This is a genomic window from Streptomyces sp. NPDC029138 (assembly GCF_055564375.1).
Genome location: NZ_JBVHWM010000014.1, coordinates 23627 through 42163 on the forward strand (window position 1 = coordinate 23627; position 18537 = coordinate 42163).

At 72.0% G+C, this 18537-nt stretch carries 19 protein-coding genes and 1 riboswitch; of the genes, 9 read left to right on the plus strand and 10 right to left on the minus strand.

What is annotated here, in order from left to right:
• The first annotated feature begins 26 nt into the window (after positions 1-26).
• Positions 27-1127 (plus strand): GNAT family N-acetyltransferase, encoded by a 1101-nt coding sequence (locus ACZ4WH_RS14765; RefSeq protein WP_468180264.1) that lies wholly within the window; start codon positions 27-29, stop codon positions 1125-1127.
• On the opposite strand, the gene ACZ4WH_RS14770 is transcribed toward ACZ4WH_RS14765, so the two are convergent.
• A complete protein-coding gene (locus ACZ4WH_RS14770; RefSeq protein WP_468180266.1) occupies positions 1109-1384 on the minus strand; it encodes a DUF4031 domain-containing protein in 276 nt (91 codons plus the stop codon). The two genes, ACZ4WH_RS14765 and ACZ4WH_RS14770, sit on opposite strands and share 19 nt — an antisense overlap.
• Positions 1385-1391: 7 nt before the next feature.
• On the minus strand, positions 1392-1775 hold the full coding sequence (locus ACZ4WH_RS14775) for a hypothetical protein (RefSeq protein WP_468180268.1): 384 nt from the start codon (positions 1773-1775) through the stop codon (positions 1392-1394).
• 56 nt (positions 1776-1831) lie between these two features.
• Here ACZ4WH_RS14775 and ACZ4WH_RS14780 point away from each other — a divergent pair, with 56 nt between their 5' ends.
• The 3 genes from ACZ4WH_RS14780 (at position 1832) to ACZ4WH_RS14790 (ending at position 4350) form a co-directional block, all read left to right on the plus strand.
• On the plus strand, positions 1832-2737 hold the full coding sequence (locus tag ACZ4WH_RS14780; protein ID WP_468180270.1) for a MurR/RpiR family transcriptional regulator: 906 nt from the start codon (positions 1832-1834) through the stop codon (positions 2735-2737).
• A 68-nt stretch (positions 2738-2805) separates the two neighbouring features.
• Positions 2806-3729, plus strand: coding sequence for an N-acetylmuramic acid 6-phosphate etherase (gene murQ, locus ACZ4WH_RS14785; protein WP_468180272.1), 924 nt, complete (start codon positions 2806-2808; stop codon positions 3727-3729).
• A 48-nt stretch (positions 3730-3777) separates the two neighbouring features.
• Positions 3778-4350 (plus strand): hypothetical protein, encoded by a 573-nt coding sequence (locus tag ACZ4WH_RS14790; protein WP_468180274.1) that lies wholly within the window; start codon positions 3778-3780, stop codon positions 4348-4350.
• A 25-nt stretch (positions 4351-4375) separates the two neighbouring features.
• Here the strand turns inward: ACZ4WH_RS14790 and ACZ4WH_RS14795 are convergent, their stop codons facing one another.
• From ACZ4WH_RS14795 to thrC, 5 genes are all read right to left on the minus strand, one after another.
• A complete protein-coding gene (locus ACZ4WH_RS14795) occupies positions 4376-5503 on the minus strand; it encodes an NADH:flavin oxidoreductase (protein WP_468180276.1) in 1128 nt (375 codons plus the stop codon).
• A gap of 237 nt (positions 5504-5740) precedes the next feature.
• Positions 5741-7363 carry a chaperonin GroEL gene (groL, locus tag ACZ4WH_RS14800; RefSeq protein ID WP_468180278.1) on the minus strand — a complete coding sequence of 541 codons (1623 nt, stop codon included), beginning with the start codon at positions 7361-7363 and terminating at the stop codon, positions 5741-5743.
• A gap of 299 nt (positions 7364-7662) precedes the next feature.
• The gene (locus tag ACZ4WH_RS14805; protein ID WP_004929928.1) at positions 7663-7866 is read right to left on the minus strand and encodes a cold-shock protein; all 204 of its coding nucleotides are present in this window, start codon (positions 7864-7866) and stop codon (positions 7663-7665) included.
• A gap of 449 nt (positions 7867-8315) precedes the next feature.
• On the minus strand, positions 8316-8591 hold the full coding sequence (locus tag ACZ4WH_RS14810; RefSeq protein WP_468180280.1) for a ubiquitin-like small modifier protein 1: 276 nt from the start codon (positions 8589-8591) through the stop codon (positions 8316-8318).
• Entirely contained in the window at positions 8588-9871 is a 1284-nt protein-coding gene (gene thrC / locus ACZ4WH_RS14815) for a threonine synthase (RefSeq protein ID WP_468180282.1), read from the minus strand. The genes ACZ4WH_RS14810 and thrC overlap by 4 nt, the downstream gene beginning before the upstream one ends.
• 17 nt (positions 9872-9888) lie before the next feature.
• A riboswitch (SAM riboswitch) is annotated at positions 9889-10029 on the minus strand.
• A 131-nt stretch (positions 10030-10160) separates the two neighbouring features.
• On the opposite strand from thrC, the gene ACZ4WH_RS14820 reads away from it, so the two are divergent.
• Positions 10161-11105, plus strand: a complete 945-nt coding sequence (locus ACZ4WH_RS14820; RefSeq protein WP_468180284.1) for a glucosyl-3-phosphoglycerate synthase — start codon at positions 10161-10163, stop codon at positions 11103-11105.
• Positions 11106-11179: 74 nt separating this feature from the next.
• Positions 11180-12619 carry an alpha,alpha-trehalose-phosphate synthase (UDP-forming) gene (locus ACZ4WH_RS14825; protein WP_468180286.1) on the plus strand — a complete coding sequence of 480 codons (1440 nt, stop codon included), beginning with the start codon at positions 11180-11182 and terminating at the stop codon, positions 12617-12619.
• Here the strand turns inward: ACZ4WH_RS14825 and otsB are convergent.
• From otsB to ACZ4WH_RS14840, 3 genes are all read right to left on the minus strand, one after another.
• Positions 12586-13449, minus strand: coding sequence for a trehalose-phosphatase (gene otsB, locus ACZ4WH_RS14830; protein ID WP_468180288.1), 864 nt, complete (start codon positions 13447-13449; stop codon positions 12586-12588). The genes ACZ4WH_RS14825 and otsB overlap by 34 nt on opposite strands.
• 130 nt (positions 13450-13579) lie before the next feature.
• Positions 13580-13804: a DUF3263 domain-containing protein gene (locus ACZ4WH_RS14835; protein ID WP_468180290.1), complete on the minus strand. Its 225-nt coding sequence runs from the start codon at positions 13802-13804 to the stop codon at positions 13580-13582.
• A 35-nt stretch (positions 13805-13839) separates the two neighbouring features.
• Positions 13840-15102, minus strand: coding sequence for an extracellular solute-binding protein (locus tag ACZ4WH_RS14840; RefSeq protein ID WP_468180477.1), 1263 nt, complete (start codon positions 15100-15102; stop codon positions 13840-13842).
• A gap of 132 nt (positions 15103-15234) precedes the next feature.
• Between ACZ4WH_RS14840 and ACZ4WH_RS14845 the strand changes: the two genes are divergently transcribed.
• The 3 genes from ACZ4WH_RS14845 (at position 15235) to ACZ4WH_RS14855 (ending at position 18499) form a co-directional block, all read left to right on the plus strand.
• The gene (locus tag ACZ4WH_RS14845; RefSeq protein ID WP_468180479.1) at positions 15235-16179 is read left to right on the plus strand and encodes an ROK family protein; all 945 of its coding nucleotides are present in this window, start codon (positions 15235-15237) and stop codon (positions 16177-16179) included.
• Between the two features lie 110 nt (positions 16180-16289).
• A complete protein-coding gene (gene nagA, locus ACZ4WH_RS14850) occupies positions 16290-17417 on the plus strand; it encodes an N-acetylglucosamine-6-phosphate deacetylase (RefSeq protein WP_468180292.1) in 1128 nt (375 codons plus the stop codon).
• Positions 17418-17539: 122 nt separating this feature from the next.
• Positions 17540-18499 carry a 1-phosphofructokinase family hexose kinase gene (locus ACZ4WH_RS14855; RefSeq protein ID WP_468180294.1) on the plus strand — a complete coding sequence of 320 codons (960 nt, stop codon included), beginning with the start codon at positions 17540-17542 and terminating at the stop codon, positions 18497-18499.
• The last annotated feature ends 38 nt before the right edge of the window (positions 18500-18537 follow it).

An 18537-nucleotide genomic window follows, 5' to 3' on the forward strand; every position in this document is an offset into this window, starting at 1 on the left:
GCACGCCGCCGCCGTACTGTGCGCGCATGCGGACGATGAGCGGGGATCAGGTGGAGGCGGCCGTCGCGAGCTGCACGGCGGCGCTGCGCACGGCACTGGACCAGGACTGGGACGCGGTGAACGCCGGGGGCCTGGACTGGAGTTGCCGCACCACGGCGTTCCACATCGCCGAGGACTTCGCCGCGTACGCGAGCCGTCTCGCCGGCCGCGCCCAGGACCGCCTCCCGCTGGGCATCACCCTGCCCGAGGGCACCGACAACGCCGGCCTGCTCCAGGTGATCGAGGCCACCGGCGCCCTGCTCGCCGCCGCCGTCCGCACCGCCCCGCACGGCGTCCGCGCCTTCCACCCCGTCCACTTCGGCAGCGCCGACCGCGAGGGCTTCGCCGCGATGGGTGTCGCCGAGGCCCTGCTGCACACCCACGACATCGCCCGGGGCCTCGGCCTCCCCTTCGAGCCGCCCGCCGACCTCGCCGCATCCGTCCTGACCTGGCTCTTCCCGCACGTCCAGCCCGGCTCCGCGCCCTGGCCGACCCTGCTGTGGGCGACCGGCCGCGGGGAGCTGCCCGGCCGCGCCCCGGTCACCGACTGGACCTGGTACAACAACCTCGTCATCCCCGCGGAACGCGTCACCCTCACCGGCATCCGCCCGGCCGTCGCCGACGATCTGCGCCTCGGCGGCACCGGCGGCTTCGACTGGCTGGAGGACGGTCCGTACGAGGGCACCCGGGAGGCCTGCTCCCATCTGATGAAGGCGTACGAAGCCGGTGTGCACCGCCCGGAGTTCGGGGTCTTCGCCCTCGTACGGCCCGAGGACGGCCGGGCGATAGGCGGCATCGGCTTCCACGGCGCCCCGGACGACGAGCGCCGGGTGGAGATCGGCTACGACCTGGTCGAGGGCGCCCGCAGCCACGGCTACGCGACCGAGGCGCTGCGCGCCCTGACCGAGTGGGCGCTGGCCCGGGACGACGTCGACACGGTCATCGCCACGATCGAACCGGCCAACCTGCCCTCCCAGCGCGTGGTGACCCGGGCCGGCTTCACCCGGGCGACCGTGGAGGAGGAGCGCACCGCCACGGACGAGTACGACATGGGCACCGGGCTCCGGCTCTACGTCCGCCGGGCCTGACGCCCCTTGCGTCTGCGCAGTCCGGCGGAACACAGCAGGCGGACCACCTCACGGCTGCTGACCTGCACCGCGCCGGCCGCCACCGCGTCCGCGTAGCGGTGGGACGGGACGTCGTAGTGGTCGCTGTCGAAGGCCCGGCGGGAGACGCCCAGGCCCTCGGCGAACAGGTGGAGTTCGTCGTACGACACATCGCTGACCAGGTGCGACCACATGCGCCCGTGGCCGGGCCAGGTCGGCGGGTCGATGTAGACGGTCACCGGCGCCTCACGAGGACGTCATCCCGCGTGTGGCCGACCCCAGCGAGCCCACCGACGCGACCTTCACGCCGGCCTTGTGGCACACCCAGTGCGGATCGGGGCCCAGTTCCGGCTCCACGTCCAGCGCGTGCGGGTCGCCGGAGCCGCAGACCGGGCACAGCGGCCAGCGGCCGTACCGCTCCAGCAGCGCGTCCTGCACGTCCTGGGCGACCAGCCCGGCCACGAAGGCCGCGCCGTCCGGCCACTGCTCGACCCACCAGCGCCGCTGGGCGATGGAGTCCTCCACCAGCGAGACCACGTCCGCCTCCGCGACCTCGCCCGCGACCAGGTCCGCGATCACCCGGGCGCGGGCCGCGTGCAATGACTGCTCCAGGGGGCTGATGGGGTCCATGCCCCCCATTGTGCGCACTCTTGACCGCGACACCGAACCGAAAATATCTTTCATTCGTGACCCAGGACGTGAAGGAAATTTTCGGCAGCCCGGGCGGATCGCTCGCCGCCAAGGTGCGCACGCTCGCCCCGTCCATGACCCGGTCCATGCAGCGCGTCGCCGAGGCCGTCGCCGGTGACCCGGCCGGCTGCGCCGCCCTCACGGTCACCGGCCTCGCCGAACTCACCGGCACCAGCGAGGCGACGGTCGTGCGCACCGCCCGGCTGCTCGGCTATCCGGGCTACCGCGATCTGCGGCTCGCCCTCGCCGGGCTCGCCGCCCAGCAGCAGTCCGGGCGCGCGCCCGCGATCACGACGGACATCGCGGTGGACGATCCCATCGCCGACGTCGTCACCAAGCTCGCCTACGAGGAGCAGCAGACCCTCGCCGACACCGCCGCCGGACTCGACACCGTCCAGCTGGACGCGGCCGTCACCGCGCTGGCCGCCGCCCGGCGCACCGATGTGTACGGCATAGGGGCGTCCGGGCTCGTCGCCCAGGACCTCACCCAGAAGCTGCTGCGGATAGGGCTCATAGCCCACGCGCACAGCGACCCGCATCTCGCGGTGACCAACGCGGTGCAGCTCCGTTCGGGTGACGTGGCCCTCGCGATCACGCACTCCGGGTCGACGGGGGACGTGATCGAGCCACTCCGGGCGGCCTTCGAGCGCGGGGCGACGACGGTGGCCATCACCGGGCGGCCGGACTCGCCGGTCACGCAGTACGCCGACCTCGTGCTGACGACGTCGACGTCCCGGGAGACGGAGCTGCGGCCCGCCGCGATGTCCTCGCGGACGAGTCAGCTGCTGGTGGTGGACTGCCTGTTCGTGGGGGTGGCGCAGCGGACGTACGAGACGGCGGCGCCCGCGCTGGCCGCGTCCTACGAGGCGTTGGCTCATCGGCACCGGAGCGGGTCGCGGTAGACGGTAGGAAGGAGCGGTAGGAAGGTTCACCACCCCCCATCGAAAAGTCACCGGAGAGAGCCGCCCTTATGACCTCTCACGACCTGCGCGACCAGCTGGCCTCGTTGACCACCGAGGCCTTCCGTCCGGAACTCGCCGAGATCGACCGGTTGCCCACCCTCGACATCGCCCGGCTGATGAACGGTGAGGACGCGGGCGTGCCCGCCGCCGTGGCGACGCAGTTGCCGCGGATCGCCGCCGCCGTCGACGCGGTCGCCGCGCGCATGAGCCGTGGCGGGCGGCTCGTCTACGCCGGTGCCGGAACCGCCGGGCGGCTGGGCGTGCTGGACGCCTCCGAGTGCCCGCCCACCTTCAACACCGACCCCGACCAGGTCGTCGGCCTGATCGCGGGCGGCCCCGCGGCCATGGTCACCTCCGTGGAAGGCGCGGAGGACTCCGAGGAGCTGGCCCGCCGGGACCTGGACGCGCTGAAGCTCACCCCGGACGACACCGTGGTCGGCGTCTCCGCCTCCGGCCGCACGCCCTACGCGGTCGGCGCCGTCGAGCACGCCCGTGCGCTCGGCGCGCTGACCATCGGCCTGGCCTGCAACGCGGACAGCGCGCTGGCCGCCGCCGCGGAGCACGGCATCGAGGTCGTCGTGGGCCCGGAGCTGATCACCGGCTCCACCCGGCTGAAGGCGGGCACGGCCCAGAAGCTGGTGCTGAACATGCTCTCGACGATCACGATGATCCGGCTCGGCAAGACGTACGGGAACCTGATGGTCGACGTGCGCGCCTCCAACGACAAGCTCCGGGCCCGCTCCCACCGGATCGTCTCGCAGGCCACGGGCGCGAGCGACGCCGAGATCGAGAAGGCGCTCACGGAGACCGGCGGCGAGGTCAAGCACGCCGTCCTGGCCCTCCTCGCCGGCGTCGACGGCCCGACGGCGGCCCGCCTCCTGGAGGAGTCCGGCGGCCACCTGCGCACCGCGCTGACCCACACGGCACGCTGACGGACCGTGCGGTCAGGGCACCATGGTGGGGAGGAGGCATCCACCGATATGAATCACGCCCAGCTCACCGCCCTCGGACGGGCTCTTCGGCTGCTCGGGGAGCACGGGGAGGCCCTGACCGCCGACACGCCGGACGCCCGGCTGCACGAGATCAAGGATGACCTGCGGCGGGCCCTCGACCTGCTGGACGACACCGTCACGACGGCCGCGCCCGCCACCCGCTGCCCCGAGCACCCGCAGGGCCCCGTGGACGAGAGCGCGTCCGACCTGTGCCTGCTGTGCGAGACCCGGCGCCGGGCCGCGCGGCGGTCGGAGTTCCAGGGCAGCAGGCCCCGGCCGGGCGAGCCGGTTCCCTCCGCCCCCTCCCGGTACGGCGTGCGCGGTGACCGTCCGCAGGCCCAGCAGCGGTGGCTGCCGGAGCTGTGGAACGGCCAGGAGTGGCAGCTGTGCGGGACGCCGAGACGGGACCGGCACGAGGCGGAGGCGTATCTCGCCGCCCAGCGGCGCGGGTCCCGGCCCGCCATGGCGTACCGGCTCGTGCACGAGTTCACCGACTACGAGGTGCTGCGGGTGTGGGGGACGCCGGTGCGGGTCGACATCGAGCCGATGGGCAACCTGTAGCGGCCCGCCGCCGGAGGAGCCCCGGTCAGCTCAGGGTCTTCAGCGCCGCCGCGTCGTACGGCTTCAGCTCGTCGAACCGGTCGGAGAGCACCTTGGCCGCCCACTCCGGGTCCTGGAGCAGCGCCCGGCCGATGGCCACCAGGTCGAACTCGTCGGCCTCCAGGCGGTCCAGGAGGTTGTCGATGCCCTTGACCGGGGAGCCCTCGCCCTGGAAGGCGTTGATGAAGTCGCCGTCGAGGCCGACCGAGCCGACGGTGATGACCGGCTTGCCGGTGAGCTTCTTCGTCCAGCCGGCCAGGTTGAGGTCGGAGCCGTCGAACTCGGGCAGCCAGTAGCGGCGGGTGGAGGCGTGGAAGGCGTCGACACCGGCCGCCGCGAGCGGGGTCAGGACGGCCTCCAGCTCCTCGGGGGTCTCGGCGAGCCGGGCGGTGTAGTCCTGCTGCTTCCACTGCGAGTAGCGGAAGAGGATCGGGAAGTCCGGCGACACCGCCTCACGCACGGCGGCGACGATCTCGGCGGAGAACTTGCTGCGGGCCACCAGGTCGCCGCCGTACGCGTCGGTACGGCGGTTGGTGCCCGCCCACAGGAACTGGTCGAGGAGGTAGCCGTGGGCGCCGTGGATCTCCACGCCGTCGAAGCCGATGCGCTCAGCGGCGGCAGCGGCCTCGGCGAACGCGGCGATGACGTCGTCCACGTCCGCCTGCGTCATCGCCTTGCCGGTGGGCTCGGCACCGGCGGTCTCCAGGCCGGAGGGGCCGACGGCGGGCGCGTCCGGGAAGGGGGCGTCGCCCTGCTTGCGGACCATGCCGATGTGCCACAGCTGCGGGACGATGGTGCCGCCGGCCGCGTGCACGTCCTCGGCGACCTTCGCCCAGCCCGCCAGCTGCTCCTCGCCGTGGAAGCGCGGGACGCGGTCGCTCTGGCCCGCCGACGGATGGCCCACGTAGGTGCCCTCGGTGACGATCAGGCCGACGCCTGCGGCGGCCCGGCGGGCGTAGTACGAGCGCACGTCGTCGCCCGGGACGCCGCCCGGGGAGAACATGCGGGTCATGGGCGCCATCACGATCCGGTTCGGGACGGTGAGGCCGTTCAGCGCGATCGGGCGGGACAGGACGCGGGCCGCGCGGGAGGCGGCGGGCGTGGTGACGGTCACGTGGGGGGCTCCTCGTGAATGGACGGGGTGAACCAACTGGTATGTGCGCACGCATTGTTGCAGTGTCTTAAGTAAACACTGCCCAGCGGCCCGCGTCCCGGTCCGGCCCGGAGCCCCTCACGTGATACCGGACACCCTCCCGCCCCACGCCCGCAAACGCCCGAGGGCGGCACCTCCAGCCAGAAGCTGGGGGTGCCGCCCTCGGTCCGTGGGACAGGCGATCAACCGTCAGGTCGATCAGAAGTCCATGTCACCGCCCGGCATGCCGCCGCCGGCCGGGGCCGCGGCCTTCTCCGGCTTGTCGGCGATGACGGCCTCGGTGGTGAGGAACAGCGCGGCAATGGAGGCGGCGTTCTGGAGCGCGGAACGGGTCACCTTCGCCGGGTCGATGATGCCCTCGGCGACCAGGTCGACGTACTCGCCGGTCGCGGCGTTCAGGCCGTGACCCGGGGTCAGGTTGCGCACCTTCTCCACGACGACGCCGCCTTCCAGGCCGGCGTTGACGGCGATCTGCTTCAGCGGGGCCTCCAGGGCGATGCGCACGGCGTTGGCGCCGGTCGCCTCGTCACCCTCCAGCTCCAGCTTCTCGAAGACCTGGGAGGCCTGGAGCAGGGCCACGCCACCACCGGCGACGATGCCCTCCTCGACGGCCGCCTTCGCGTTGCGGACGGCGTCCTCGATGCGGTGCTTGCGCTCCTTCAGCTCGACCTCGGTGGCGGCACCGGCCTTGATGACCGCGACACCGCCGGCGAGCTTCGCCAGGCGCTCCTGGAGCTTCTCGCGGTCGTAGTCGGAGTCGCTGTTCTCGATCTCGGCGCGGATCTGGTTGACGCGGCCGCCCACCTGCTCCGAGGAGCCGGCACCGTCGACGATGGTGGTCTCGTCCTTGGTGATGACGACCTTGCGGGCGCGGCCCAGGAGGTCCAGGGTCGCGTTCTCCAGCTTGAGGCCGACCTCCTCGGAGATGACCTCGCCGCCCGTGAGGATGGCGATGTCGCCGAGCATGGCCTTGCGGCGGTCGCCGAAGCCCGGGGCCTTGACGGCGACGGACTTGAAGGTGCCGCGGATCTTGTTGACGACCAGGGTCGACAGGGCCTCGCCCTCGACGTCCTCGGCGATGATCAGCAGCGGCTTGCCCGACTGCATGACCTTCTCCAGCAGCGGGAGCAGGTCCTTGACCGAGGAGATCTTGGAGTTGGCGATGAGGATGTACGGGTCCTCGAGCACCGCCTCCATGCGCTCCATGTCGGTCGCGAAGTAGGCGGAGATGTAGCCCTTGTCGAAGCGCATGCCCTCGGTGAGCTCCAGCTCCAGACCGAAGGTGTTGCTCTCCTCGACGGTGATGACGCCTTCCTTGCCGACCTTGTCCATGGCCTCGGCGATCAGCTCGCCGATCTGGGTGTCGGCGGCGGAGATGGACGCGGTGGAGGCGATCTGCTCCTTGGTCTCGACGTCCTTCGCCTGCTCCAGCAGGGCGGCGGAGACGGCCTCGACGGCCTTCTCGATACCGCGCTTCAGAGCCATCGGGTTGGCACCGGCGGCGACGTTGCGCAGGCCCTCCTTGACCAGGGCCTGGGCGAGCACGGTCGCGGTGGTCGTACCGTCACCGGCGACGTCGTCCGTCTTCTTGGCGACTTCCTTGACCAGCTCGGCGCCGATCTTCTCGTACGGGTCCTCGAGCTCGATCTCCTTGGCGATGGAGACACCATCGTTGGTGATCGTGGGGGCGCCCCACTTCTTCTCGAGGACGACGTTGCGGCCCTTGGGGCCGAGCGTCACCTTCACGGCGTCCGCGAGCTGGTTCATGCCGCGCTCGAGGCCGCGCCGCGCCTCCTCGTCGAACGCGATGATCTTGGCCATGTGAAGTGGTCCCTCCAGGACTGGGGGTGATTCCTTCGGACCGCGCCCGCGCCCGCGACGGACGGCTCGCCGGCCTGGTGGTTCCTTGCCCCACCCGGCCCGCGGGCCTCACCGACCCGGTCCTTCGCTGTCACTCTCACCTTCAGAGTGCTAACGCCAATGATTAGCACTCGGCATGGTCGAGTGCAAGCGCCTCGGCGGGTGCGGGGCCCCCGTCAGCCGCACGCGAACAGCGGAACCGGGGCACGGCGAAGGGCCCGCACCCTCTGCGAGGTGCGGGCCCTTCGGACAAGAAACGTTCAGGCGCTGAGGCGAACCATGTCGGCCTGCGGGCCCTTCTGGCCCTGCGAGATCTCGAACTCCACCCGCTGGCCCTCTTCCAGGGTGCGGTAGCCGTCCATCTGAATGGCGCTGTAGTGGACGAAGACGTCCGCACCACCGTCGACCGCGATGAAGCCGTACCCCTTCTCCGCGTTGAACCACTTGACGGTGCCCTGAGCCATGCCTAACTCCCCTATTACTGGCCCTTGCACAGATCCGCACTTCGCGAACCCGGGTCAGACCTCACCCCCCATGGGACGGGGGCGTGCGCCGGAACGCGTCGACCGCGGCTGAATGTATCTGTCCAACTGCCGTCTGCAACAGGTCAATCGGACGAGAATTCTGGACGCGAGCGGTCCGGAATCTGGTGAGAATTCATCCGACTTCAGGGCAAGTCGGGCCCCATAAAAGCCACAAAAGCCGCAGAGAACCCGCATACTTTGGCTACTTCTTGTCGGGCGTGCGGCATGAAATCCAGGGCCCGCGACCCGAAGGCCGCGACCGTGTTCCCCAACTCTACCGCGCTCAATCACACAGAATTGCCCCCTCCGCTTCTCTCACGGAGGGGGCAATCGGATGAACGGTCGGTAACCGCCGTTACCGAAGGTAATGAGCGTGCGAATCCGCCGGCTCAGCCGCCGGCGACCGCCGGGATGATCGAGACGCCGGCCCCGTCGGGGGTCGCCGTGTCCAGGCCCTGCTCGAAGCGGACGTCGTCGTCGTTGACGTAGACGTTGACGAACCGGCGCAGCTTGCCCTGGTCGTCCAGCACGCGCGCGGCGATGCCCGTGTGGCTCTTCTCCAGGTCGGCGATGACCTCACCGAGCGTCGCGCCCTCGGCGGCGACCTCGGCCCGGCCGCCGGTGTAGGTGCGCAGGATGGTGGGGATGCGAACGGTCACGCTCATGCGAGGCCAGCCTCTCGGAAGGAGTCCAGGGTCGGGCGGATGGTGGCGGTGAGGCCGGTCCCGGCCACCGCGTCCAGGGTCTTCAGGCCGTCGCCGGTGTTGAGGACGACCGTGGTCTTCGCCGGGTCCAGCACACCGTCCTCGAGCAGCTTGCGGGTGACTCCGACGGTCACGCCGCCGGCGGTCTCCGCGAAGATGCCCTCGGTCCGCGCGAGCAGCTTGATCGCGTCCACGACCTCCGCGTCCGTCACGTCCTCCACGGCACCGCCGGTGCGGCGCGCGATGTCCAGGACGTACGGCCCGTCGGCCGGGTTGCCGATGGCCAGGGACTTGGCGATGGTGTTCGGCTTCTGGGGCCGTACGACGTCGTGGCCGGCCTTGAAGGCGGTGGAGACCGGGGAGCAGCCCTCGGCCTGCGCGCCGAAGATCTTGTACGGCCTGTCCTCGACCAGCCCCAGCTTGATCAGCTCCTGGAGACCCTTGTCGATCTTCGTGAGCTGGGAGCCGGAGGCGATCGGGACCACGATCTGGTCCGGCAGCCGCCAGCCGAGCTGCTCGCAGATCTCGTACGCCAGGGTCTTGGAGCCCTCCGCGTAGTACGGCCGCAGGTTGACGTTGACGAAGCCCCAGCCCTCGCCGGCCGGGTCGCCGATCAGCTCGGAGCAGAAGCGGTTCACGTCGTCGTAGTTGCCCTCGATGCCGACGAGTTCACCGCCGTAGACCGCGGCCATGACGACCTTGCCCTGCTCCAGGTCGTGCGGGATGAACACGCAGGAGCGGAAGCCGGCGCGGGCGGCGGCGGCGCCGACGGCGCCGGCCAGGTTGCCGGTTGAGGAGCAGGACAGCGTGGTGAAGCCGAAGGCGCGGGCGGCCTCCAGGGCCTGGGCCACGACCCGGTCCTTGAAGGAGTGGGTCGGATTGCCGGAGTCGTCCTTCACGTACAGACCGCCGGTCACGCCCAGCTCGCGAGCCAGGTTGTCGGCCTTGACGAGCTTGGTCCAGCCGGGGTTGATGTTCGGCTTGTCGGCGACGTCCGCCGGGACCGGCAGGAGGGGCGCGTAGCGCCAGATGTTCGCGGGGCCCGCCTCGATACGGCGGCGCAGTTCCTCGGTGTCGTAGGCGGAGAAGTCGTAGGCGATCTCCAGCGGGCCGAAACACTCCTCGCAGGCGAAGACCGGGCCGAGCGGCACCCGATGACCGCACTCGCGACAGCTCAGGGCAGCGGCGGGGCCGAGGTCGACGGTGGATTCGCTGGTGCTTGCAACTGTCTGCACAGCCATGGAGGCGAGGCCCTTTCTCCTCATCTTCCTCACGACGCATCTCGTCGTGAGACGGAATTGGCACCTTCCCTGGCCGGGAGCCTCGCGTGAACGGGTCCGGATCAGGGGGGTTGCCGGGGCTTCATCGGGCCGTGTCCCTCTGCCCCTCTGGATGAGCGGTATGCGGTTGTAGAACGCACAGGACCCCCGACATGCGATGGTCACCGGCGTTGTTCAAGACTGTAACCGACGGCCGGGACAGTTGAGACAGCCGTCCGAACCGCGAGACACGAGTGAGGAGCCACAGACTGTGCTGGAAGAAGTCGAGCGCTGGCTGACCACCCGGTCCTGGTCCGTGGCCGCCCGCCCGCTGCACCAGATCCTCGCAGCCAAGCAGCGCACGGGCCGGACGATCAGCGTCGTGCTGCCCGCGCTCAACGAGGAGGAGACCGTCGGCGACATCGTCGCGGTCATCCGGCACGACCTCGTGGAGCAGGTGCCGCTCGTCGACGAGATCGTGGTCGTCGACTCCGGCTCCACCGACCGCACCTCCCAGGTCGCCGCGCGCGCGGGCGCCCGGGTCGTCCACCGCGACACCATCCTGCCGCGCCTGCCGGCCGTCCCCGGCAAGGGCGAGGTGCTGTGGCGGTCGCTGCTGGTGACCAGCGGGGACATCGTCTGCTTCATCGACGCGGACCTGAAGGAGTTCTCCTCCGACTTCGTCTCCGGGATCGTCGGCCCGCTGCTCACCGATCCGGACGTCGACCTGGTCAAGGCGATGTACGACCGCCCGCTCGGCGGCAGCGCCGGGCAGGGCGGCCGGGTCACCGAGCTGATGGCCCGCCCGCTGCTGAACATGCACTGGCCGCAGCTGGCCGGGTTCGTGCAGCCGCTGGGCGGCGAGTACGCGGCCCGCCGCTCCCTGCTGGAACAGCTGCCGTTCCCGGTGGGCTACGGCGTGGAGCTGGGCATGCTGGTGGACGCGCTGCACCTGGTCGGCCTGGACGCGCTGGCCCAGGTCGACGTGGGGGTGCGCAAGCACCGGCACCAGGACGGGCAGGCGCTCGGCCGGATGGCCGCCGCGATCTACCGCACCGCACAGCTCCGGCTGGCCCGCGGCCATCTGGTCCGGCCCGCGCTGACCCAGTTCGAGCGGGGCGAGGACGGGTTCGAGCCGCGCACCTACTCGGTGGACACCGAGGAGCGGCCGCCCATGGTGGAGATCGCGGAGTACGCCGAACGGAAGGTGGCGTGAACGGGCCGTATACGGTCGGCTCGCCGGGCGGGCCGTACGTTTGAGCGTTTCCGGGCCGGGCTAGGTTGAGGCGTATGGCTTCCACGCTCGATGCTGCGGAAAAGGCTCAGGTGCTGGTCGCGTCGAACCGCGGCCCGGTCTCCTATCAGGTGGGCGAGGACGGCTCGCTGCACGCCCGGCGGGGTGGCGGCGGGCTGGTCTCGGGACTGTCCGCCATCGGGTCGGACGCGGGCTCGGTCTGGGTGTGCGCCGCGCTCGGCGACGGCGACCGGGCGGCCGTCCGGCGCGCGGACGGCGGGCTGCTGCCGGCCGAGGACACCGGCGGGCAGCGGGTGCGGATGCTCGACATCGACACGACCGTGCACGCCGAGGCGTACAACGGGATCGCCAACTCGGTGCTCTGGTTCGTCCACCACATGCTGTACCAGACGCCGCTGGAGCCGGTCTTCGACGCCGGTTTCCGCCGGCAGTGGGGGTCGTACGAGGCCTACAACCGGGCGTTCGCCGAGGCGCTGGCCGAGGAGGCCGCCGAGGGCGCGGCCGTGCTGATCCAGGACTACCACCTGGCCCTCGCCCCCCGCATGCTCCGCCAGCTCCGGCCCGACCTGCGCATCGGCCACTTCTCGCACACCCCGTGGGCGCCGCCGGACTACTTCCGGCTCCTTCCCGACGACATCGCGGCCGAGCTGCTCGGCGGCATCCTGGGCGCGGACCGGGCGGCGTTCCTCACCCGGCGGTGGGCGGACGCGTTCACGGACTGCTGTCACGCGGTGCTCGGGCCCGGCATCCCCTCCGGCACCCGGATCGGGGTGCACGGGCTGGGCGCGGACGCGGACTTCCTGCGCGCGCGGGCGCACGAGCCGGACGTGGACGAGCGGATGGCGGCGCTGCGGGCGGAGATCGGGGAAGGGCGCAGGACGATCGTCCGGGTGGACCGGACCGAGCTGTCCAAGAACATCGTGCGCGGGCTGCTGGCGTACGAGCAGTTGCTGGAGGACCACCCGGAGTGGCGGGAGAAGGTCGTCCACGTGGCGTTCGCGTACCCGTCCCGGCAGGACCTCGCCGTGTACCGCGAGTACACGGCCCAGGTCCGGCGGGTCGCGGACGAGATCAACGAGCGGTACGGCACGGACGGCTGGACCCCGGTCGTGCTGCACGTGAAGGACGACTTCGCCCGCTCCCTGGCCGCGTACCGGCTGGCCGACGTGGCCCTGGTGAACCCCATCCGGGACGGCATGAACCTGGTCGCCAAGGAGGTCCCCGTCGTCTCCGACGAGGGCTGCGCGCTGGTGCTGTCGAGGGAGGCGGGGGCGTACGAGGAGCTGGGCGAGGACGCCTTCGTGGTGAACCCGTACGACATCGCGGGGACGGCGCGGGCCCTGCACGAGGCGCTGACCCTGCCGGCGGACGCGCGGGCGGAACGCTCGAAGCGACTGGCCGCCGCCGCGACCGCGCTGCCGCCGGCCCGGTGGTTCCTCGATCAGCTGGCGGCGCTGGACCCCCGGCCCAGCTGAGCGGCCAGCGCCCGGAGCAGGCCCACGACTCCCTCCGGGCCGTCGACGACCAGGTCGGCCCGGTCCGCCAGTTCGGTGACCTCCGCGCTGCCGCTGCACACCAGCAGGCCGGGGACGCCGTTGGCGCGGAGCTTCTCGATCGCGGCGAAGGCGGGGAGGTCGCCCAGGTCGTCACCGGCGTAGACGACGCAGCCGGCCTTGACGGCGCGGGCGTGGTCGAGGAGGGCCACACCCTTGTCCATGCCCGGCGGGCGCAGTTCCAGGACCATGCGGCCGGGCTCGACGATCAGGCCGTGCCGGGTGGCCAGGTCGGCGAGGGGGGCGCGCAGGGCCTCGAACGCGGCCTGCGGGTCGGGGGCGCGGCGGGTGTGCACCGCGAGCGCCCGTCCCTTCTCCTCGATCCACGTGCCCTCCTCCGCGCCGGCGCGCTCCAGCAGGCCCGGCAGCTCGGCGCGGACGGCGGCGACGCCGGGGTGCGGGGGCGGCGCGGTGACCGTGCCGGTGGCCGCGTCCCAGCGCTCGGCGCCGTAGTGGCCGAGGACGGTGAGGTGCTCCAGGCCGGGGACGCCGGCGAAGCCGCCGTACCGGACCGCGACCTCGGGCGGGCGGCCGGTGATCACGGCGACGGAGGCGATCTTCGGGGCGAGGGCGGCGAGGGCGGGTACGGCCTCGGGGTGGGCGCGGGCCTGCTCGGGGTCGGCGACGATCGGGGCCAGCGTGCCGTCGAAGTCCAGGCCGATCAGGGCGGTGCGGGGCTGCGCGAGCAGGGCGGCGAGGCCGTCCTGACCGGCTCGGGTGCGCGGGGTCGGCAGAGCGTCCATAGCGTCCATACCGCGACACTATCCAGCCCGGGGTGCCTCACACCCAGGGTTCCGTCGCCTCCCGCCCCGGGGCTCCGCCCCGGACCCCGCCAGGGGCTCCGCCCCGGGGACTCGGCCGGCTGAAAGGCGTTCCCGGTTGTCAGCGTTCCGCGCGTCTCCTCTCCCGTACGCGGCGCAGACGGTTGACCGTCACCGGGTCGTGGGCCAGGGCCCGCTCGTCGTCCAGGAGGGCGTTGAGGAGCTGGTAGTAGCGGACGGGGGACAGGTCCAGCTCCTCGCGTATCGCGCGTTCCTTCGCGCCGGGGCCGGGGAACGCCCGGCGCTCCAGCGCGAGGATGGCCTTTTCGCGGGTGCCGAGTTCCATGCCGGCCACGGTAGCGGTCGGCACGGACAGCGGGCTCAGTTCGCGCTGCTGCTGTCGGCCGCCATGGCCGTCGACTGGAGGCGGGTGAGGACGCCGGCGGGGCTGCCGCCGGGAGCGACCGCCTGCCCGATGTTCTGCTTCACGGCCACGCTGACCGCCGCCCAGGAGGTCTTGCCGACGGGGTACAGCTCTGAGGTCGGCAGCTGCTCCAGGAACGGTTGCAGGGCCTTGTCGGCGGAGGCGTCCGACGCCGCCATGGTGTTGGACGCCGAGCCGGTGACCGGCAGCAGCCCGTACTCACGGGAGAAGTCGAGGACGTTCTTCTCGCTGTAGACGAAGTCGAGGAAGTCGCCGATCTGCTCGGCGTGCCCGTTCTGCTTGAAGCCCATCATCCAGTCGGCGACGCCCATGGACGCCCTGGCCTTGCCGGTGCGGCCCGGCATCGGCACCATGCCGAACTTCACGCCCTTCTTGGCCGCCTGCTGGATCAGCGTGGGGTGTCCGTTGAGCATGCCGACCTGGCCGTCGGCGAAGGCGGCGAACGCGTCGGCGCGGTTGAGCTTGCCGGGGGCGACCGGGCCGGTCAGGCCCTTGCCGACCAGCTCGTCCTTGAGCCAGGTGAAGGTCTCGACGTTCGCGGCGGAGTCGATGGTGTAGGTGCCGACGTCGTCGGTGAAGCCGCTGCCGCCGTTGCCGCCGCTGAGCAGCCACTGCATGGTCTCGGCCTGGGCCTCCTCGGGGCCGAGCGGCAGCGCGTACGGGAACTTCACGCCCTCCGCCTTGAGCGCCTTGGCGTCGGCGGCCAGCTCGTCCCAGGTGGTGGGCGGCGTGAGGTCGGCCTTGGTGAACAGGGCCTTGTTGTAGAAGAGCACGCGCGTGGAGGCGGCGAACGGGATGCCGTACTGCGTGTGCTTCCACTCGCCTGCGTCGGAGAGCTGGGAGAGGAAGTCGGCCTGGGTGCGTATGGAGAGCAGGTCGGAGGCCGGGTAGAGCTTGCCGGCGGCGGCGTAGTCGGCGTAGGCGCCGATCTGGGCCATGTCCGGGGCGTGGCCGGCGTCGACCATCTCCTTGACCTTGCGGTCGACGTCGTTCCAGGAGTAGACGCTGACCTCGACCTTCACGCCGGAGTGCTGCTTCTCGTACTCCTTGACCAGGGTGTCCCAGTACTTCTTGGAGCTGTTGGCGGCGGAGTCGCCGTAGTCGGCGGCGACGAGTCTGAGGGTCACGTCGGAGGAGCCCGTACTCCCGCAGCCACCGAGGACCGCCGTCATGCCCAGTGCGGACACCACCGCGATCATTCCTGCCGTACGCCGACGCACGCTCAAAGCCCCAACCCTGCTGTCTGACGGTTCAATATGTGGACACGTAAGGTCTACACCACGTGAGTGGACTAGACCTCTCCCGGGTACGGGAGTCACACTAGGCCCGTGGTGAGACATGTCATCGCCCTCGACGTGGGCGGTACCGGGATGAAGGCCGCCCTGGTCGGCGACGACGGCGCGCTGCTCCACCGCGCCCGCCGCGCCACCGGCCGCGAGCGCGGCCCCGAGGCGGTGGTGGCGGGCATCCTCGACTTCGCCGCCGAGCTGCGCGCGTACGGCGTCGAGCACTACGGCGAGCCCGCCGACGCGGCCGGCATCGCGGTCCCCGGCATCGTCGACGAGACGACCGGCACCGCCGTCTACGCGGCCAACCTCGGCTGGCGGGACGTACCCCTGCGCGCCCTGCTCACCGACCGGCTCGGGGTGCCCGTCGCGCTCGGCCACGACGTCCGCACCGGCGGCCTCGCGGAGGGCCGGATCGGCGCGGGCCGGGGCGCGGACCGGTTCCTGTTCGTGCCGCTGGGCACCGGGATCGCCGGTGCCATCGGCATCGACGGCCGGGTGGAGGCCGGCGCGCACGGCTTCGCGGGCGAGATCGGCCACATCGTCGTACGCCCCGAAGGCGCCCCCTGCCCCTGCGGACAGCGCGGCTGCCTGGAGCGGTACGCCTCCGCGTCCGCCGTCAGCGAGGCCTGGGCGGCGGCCTGCGGTGACCCGGACGCGGACGCGGCGGACTGCGCCGAGGCCGTCGCGTCCGGCGACCCGAACGCCGTCCGGGTCTGGCAGGAGGCGGTGGACGCGCTCGCCGACGGGCTGGTGACCGCAGTCACCCTGCTGGACCCCCGCACGCTGATCATCGGTGGTGGCCTGGCCGAGGCGGGGGAAGTGTTGTTCCAGCCCCTGCGGGACGCCGTCCGGCACCGGGTCACCTTCCAGAAACTGCCGACGATCGTCCCGGCGGCGCTGGGCGACACGGCCGGCTGCCTGGGCGCGGGTCTGCTCGCACGGGACCTGCTCACAGCCACTTCAACGACTCCGGAGGTAAGCACCTGATGGCAACCGAGCGGGAAACTCCGGCCCCGGACAGCGCCCCGCAAGGGGCGCGGGACAGAGCCGATCTGCGGCTCCGCCGCGGGGCGCGACAAGCCCCCACCGGCCCGCAGGTGCTCACCGGCGCAAACGTGGTGCTCCCCACCGGAACGGTGAAGAACGGCCGGTTGGCGATCGAGGGCAAGCGCATCACCAGCACCCCTCCGGCCGACGCCCAGCTGATCGACGTCACCGGCCACTGGCTGATCCCCGGCTTCGTGGACATCCACAACCACGGCGGAGGCGGAGCCTCCTTCTCCGGCACCGCCGAGGAGATCCTCACCGCCGTCCGCACGCACCGCGCCCATGGCACCACCACCCTCGTCGCCTCCACCGTCACCGACGAGATGGACCTGCTGGTCCGTCAGGCCGGCCTGCTGAGCGAGCTGGCCGAGCAGGGCGACATCGCGGGCATCCACTTCGAGGGGCCGTTCATCTCGCCGTGCCGCAAGGGCGCGCACTCCGAGGAGCTGCTGCGCGACCCGGACCCGGCCGAGGTCCGCAAGCTGATCGACGCTGCGCGCGGCACGGCGAAGATGGTCACGCTCGCGGCCGAGCTGCCCGGCGGCATCGACTCCGTACGGATGCTCGTCGAGCACGGCGTGATCGCGGCGATCGGACACACGGACGCCGGCTACGAGCAGACGGTCGAGGCGATCGACGCGGGCGCCACGGTCGCCACCCACCTCTTCAACGCCATGCCGGCCCTCAACCACCGCGCGCCCGGCCCGATCGCCGCCCTGCTGGAGGACGAGCGGGTGACGGTCGAGCTGATCAACGACGGGGTCCATCTGCACCCCGCCGCGCTGGAGCTGGCGTTCCGTCACGCGGGCGCGGGCCGGGTGGCGTTCATCACCGACGCGATGGACGCGGCCGGCATCGGCGACGGGCGCTACATGCTCGGCCCGCTGGAGGTCGAGGTCAGCGAGGGCGTGGCCCGGCTGGTGGAGGGCGGCTCGATCGCGGGCTCCACGCTCACCCTGGACCGCGCGTTCCAGCGGGCGGTGACCGTCGACAGGCTGTCGGTGGAGGACGCCGTGACCGCCCTGTCGGCCAACCCGTCCCGACTGCTCGGCCTCTCCGACCGCGTCGGCTCGCTGGAGCCCGGCAAGGACGCCGACCTGGTCCTGCTGGACGCGGACTTCGAGGTGAAGGGCGTGATGCGGCAGGGCGAATGGGTGGTAGCGCCCCAACTGCCCTGATCCGTACCGGCGTCGAGGAGACGGAGGCCGACCCGCGCACTGGGCCGACCGCCGTCTCTTTGGCATGATCGAGTCCCCGGAAACCGAGACAGGCGCACGGACTTCGAGGGAGGTCGGCCCGGGTGATCCTCACGGTCACGCTGAACACCGCTCTCGACATCACCTATCGCGTACGGTCGCTGCGCCCGCACGCCTCGCACCGCGTCTCCGAGGTGGCCGAGCGGCCCGGCGGCAAGGGCGTGAACGTGGCCCGGGTCCTGGCCGCGCTCGGCCAAGAGGTGACGATCACCGGCTTCGCGGGCGGGCCGACCGGCGAGGTGCTGCGCGAACGCCTGGCGAGCGGGCCGACCGGTGGGGCAGCGCCTGAGCGAGTCCCCGCCGGGGCGGTGAGGCCGGTCGACGCGCTGGTCACGGTCTCCGGGGCGACCCGGCGCACCATCGCGGTCGTGGACGAGCTGACCGGTGACACCACCCAGCTGAACGAGCCCGGCCCGCAGATCACACCGCGCGAGTGGGGCGCTTTCCTGGACCGCTACGAGGAACTGGTGCCCGGCGCCTCGGCAGTGGCCCTGTGCGGCAGCCTGCCGCCGGGGGTGCCGGTGGGGGCGTACGCGAACCTGGTCCGCACGGCCCGGTCCGCCGGTGTGCCGGTGCTGCTGGACACGAGCGGCGAACCGCTGCGTCGGGGTGTCGCGGCCCGGCCGGACATCATCAAGCCGAACGCCGACGAACTGGCCGAACTCACCGGCTCCCACGAGCCGTCGCGCGCCACCCAGGACGCCCGGCGGCGCGGGGCCCGCGCGGTGGTCGCCTCCCTCGGCGCGGACGGCCTGCTCGCCGTCACCCCGGAGGGCCGCTGGCGCGCGGCCCCGCCCGCCCCCGAGCACGGCAACCCCACCGGCGCCGGCGACTCGGCGGTGGCCGGCCTCCTGTCCGGCCTGTCGGACCGACTCCCCTGGCCGGACCGCCTCACCCGCGCGGTCGCCCTGGCGGCAGCCACCGTACGGTCCCCGACAGCGGGTGACTTCGACCGCGCGGCCTACGAGAAACTCCTGGCGGGAGTGTCGGTGACGGCGGCGTGAGAGCTGTGCGGCCGTCGCCGGATATGCCCGCCCAGCGA

What these genes read in the sequence shown, in the direction of transcription:
- ACZ4WH_RS14805 (WP_004929928.1), bottom strand. Translation starts at nt 7,866, where the DNA reads ATGGCTCAGGGCACCGTCAAGTGGTTCAACGCGGAGAAGGGGTACGGC.
- otsB (WP_468180288.1), bottom strand. Translation starts at nt 13,449, where the DNA reads ATGGACGCTATGGACGCTCTGCCGACCCCGCGCACCCGAGCCGGTCAG.
- murQ (WP_468180272.1), top strand. Translation starts at nt 2,806, where the DNA reads ATGACCTCTCACGACCTGCGCGACCAGCTGGCCTCGTTGACCACCGAG.
- ACZ4WH_RS14775 (WP_468180268.1), bottom strand. Translation starts at nt 1,775, where the DNA reads ATGGACCCCATCAGCCCCCTGGAGCAGTCATTGCACGCGGCCCGCGCC.
- ACZ4WH_RS14765 (WP_468180264.1), top strand. Translation starts at nt 27, where the DNA reads ATGCGGACGATGAGCGGGGATCAGGTGGAGGCGGCCGTCGCGAGCTGC.
- thrC (WP_468180282.1), bottom strand. Translation starts at nt 9,871, where the DNA reads ATGGCTGTGCAGACAGTTGCAAGCACCAGCGAATCCACCGTCGACCTC.
- ACZ4WH_RS14835 (WP_468180290.1), bottom strand. Translation starts at nt 13,804, where the DNA reads ATGGAACTCGGCACCCGCGAAAAGGCCATCCTCGCGCTGGAGCGCCGG.
- ACZ4WH_RS14790 (WP_468180274.1), top strand. Translation starts at nt 3,778, where the DNA reads ATGAATCACGCCCAGCTCACCGCCCTCGGACGGGCTCTTCGGCTGCTC.
- ACZ4WH_RS14840 (WP_468180477.1), bottom strand. Translation starts at nt 15,102, where the DNA reads ATGATCGCGGTGGTGTCCGCACTGGGCATGACGGCGGTCCTCGGTGGC.
- ACZ4WH_RS14810 (WP_468180280.1), bottom strand. Translation starts at nt 8,591, where the DNA reads ATGAGCGTGACCGTTCGCATCCCCACCATCCTGCGCACCTACACCGGC.
- ACZ4WH_RS14825 (WP_468180286.1), top strand. Translation starts at nt 11,180, where the DNA reads ATGGCTTCCACGCTCGATGCTGCGGAAAAGGCTCAGGTGCTGGTCGCG.
- groL (WP_468180278.1), bottom strand. Translation starts at nt 7,363, where the DNA reads ATGGCCAAGATCATCGCGTTCGACGAGGAGGCGCGGCGCGGCCTCGAG.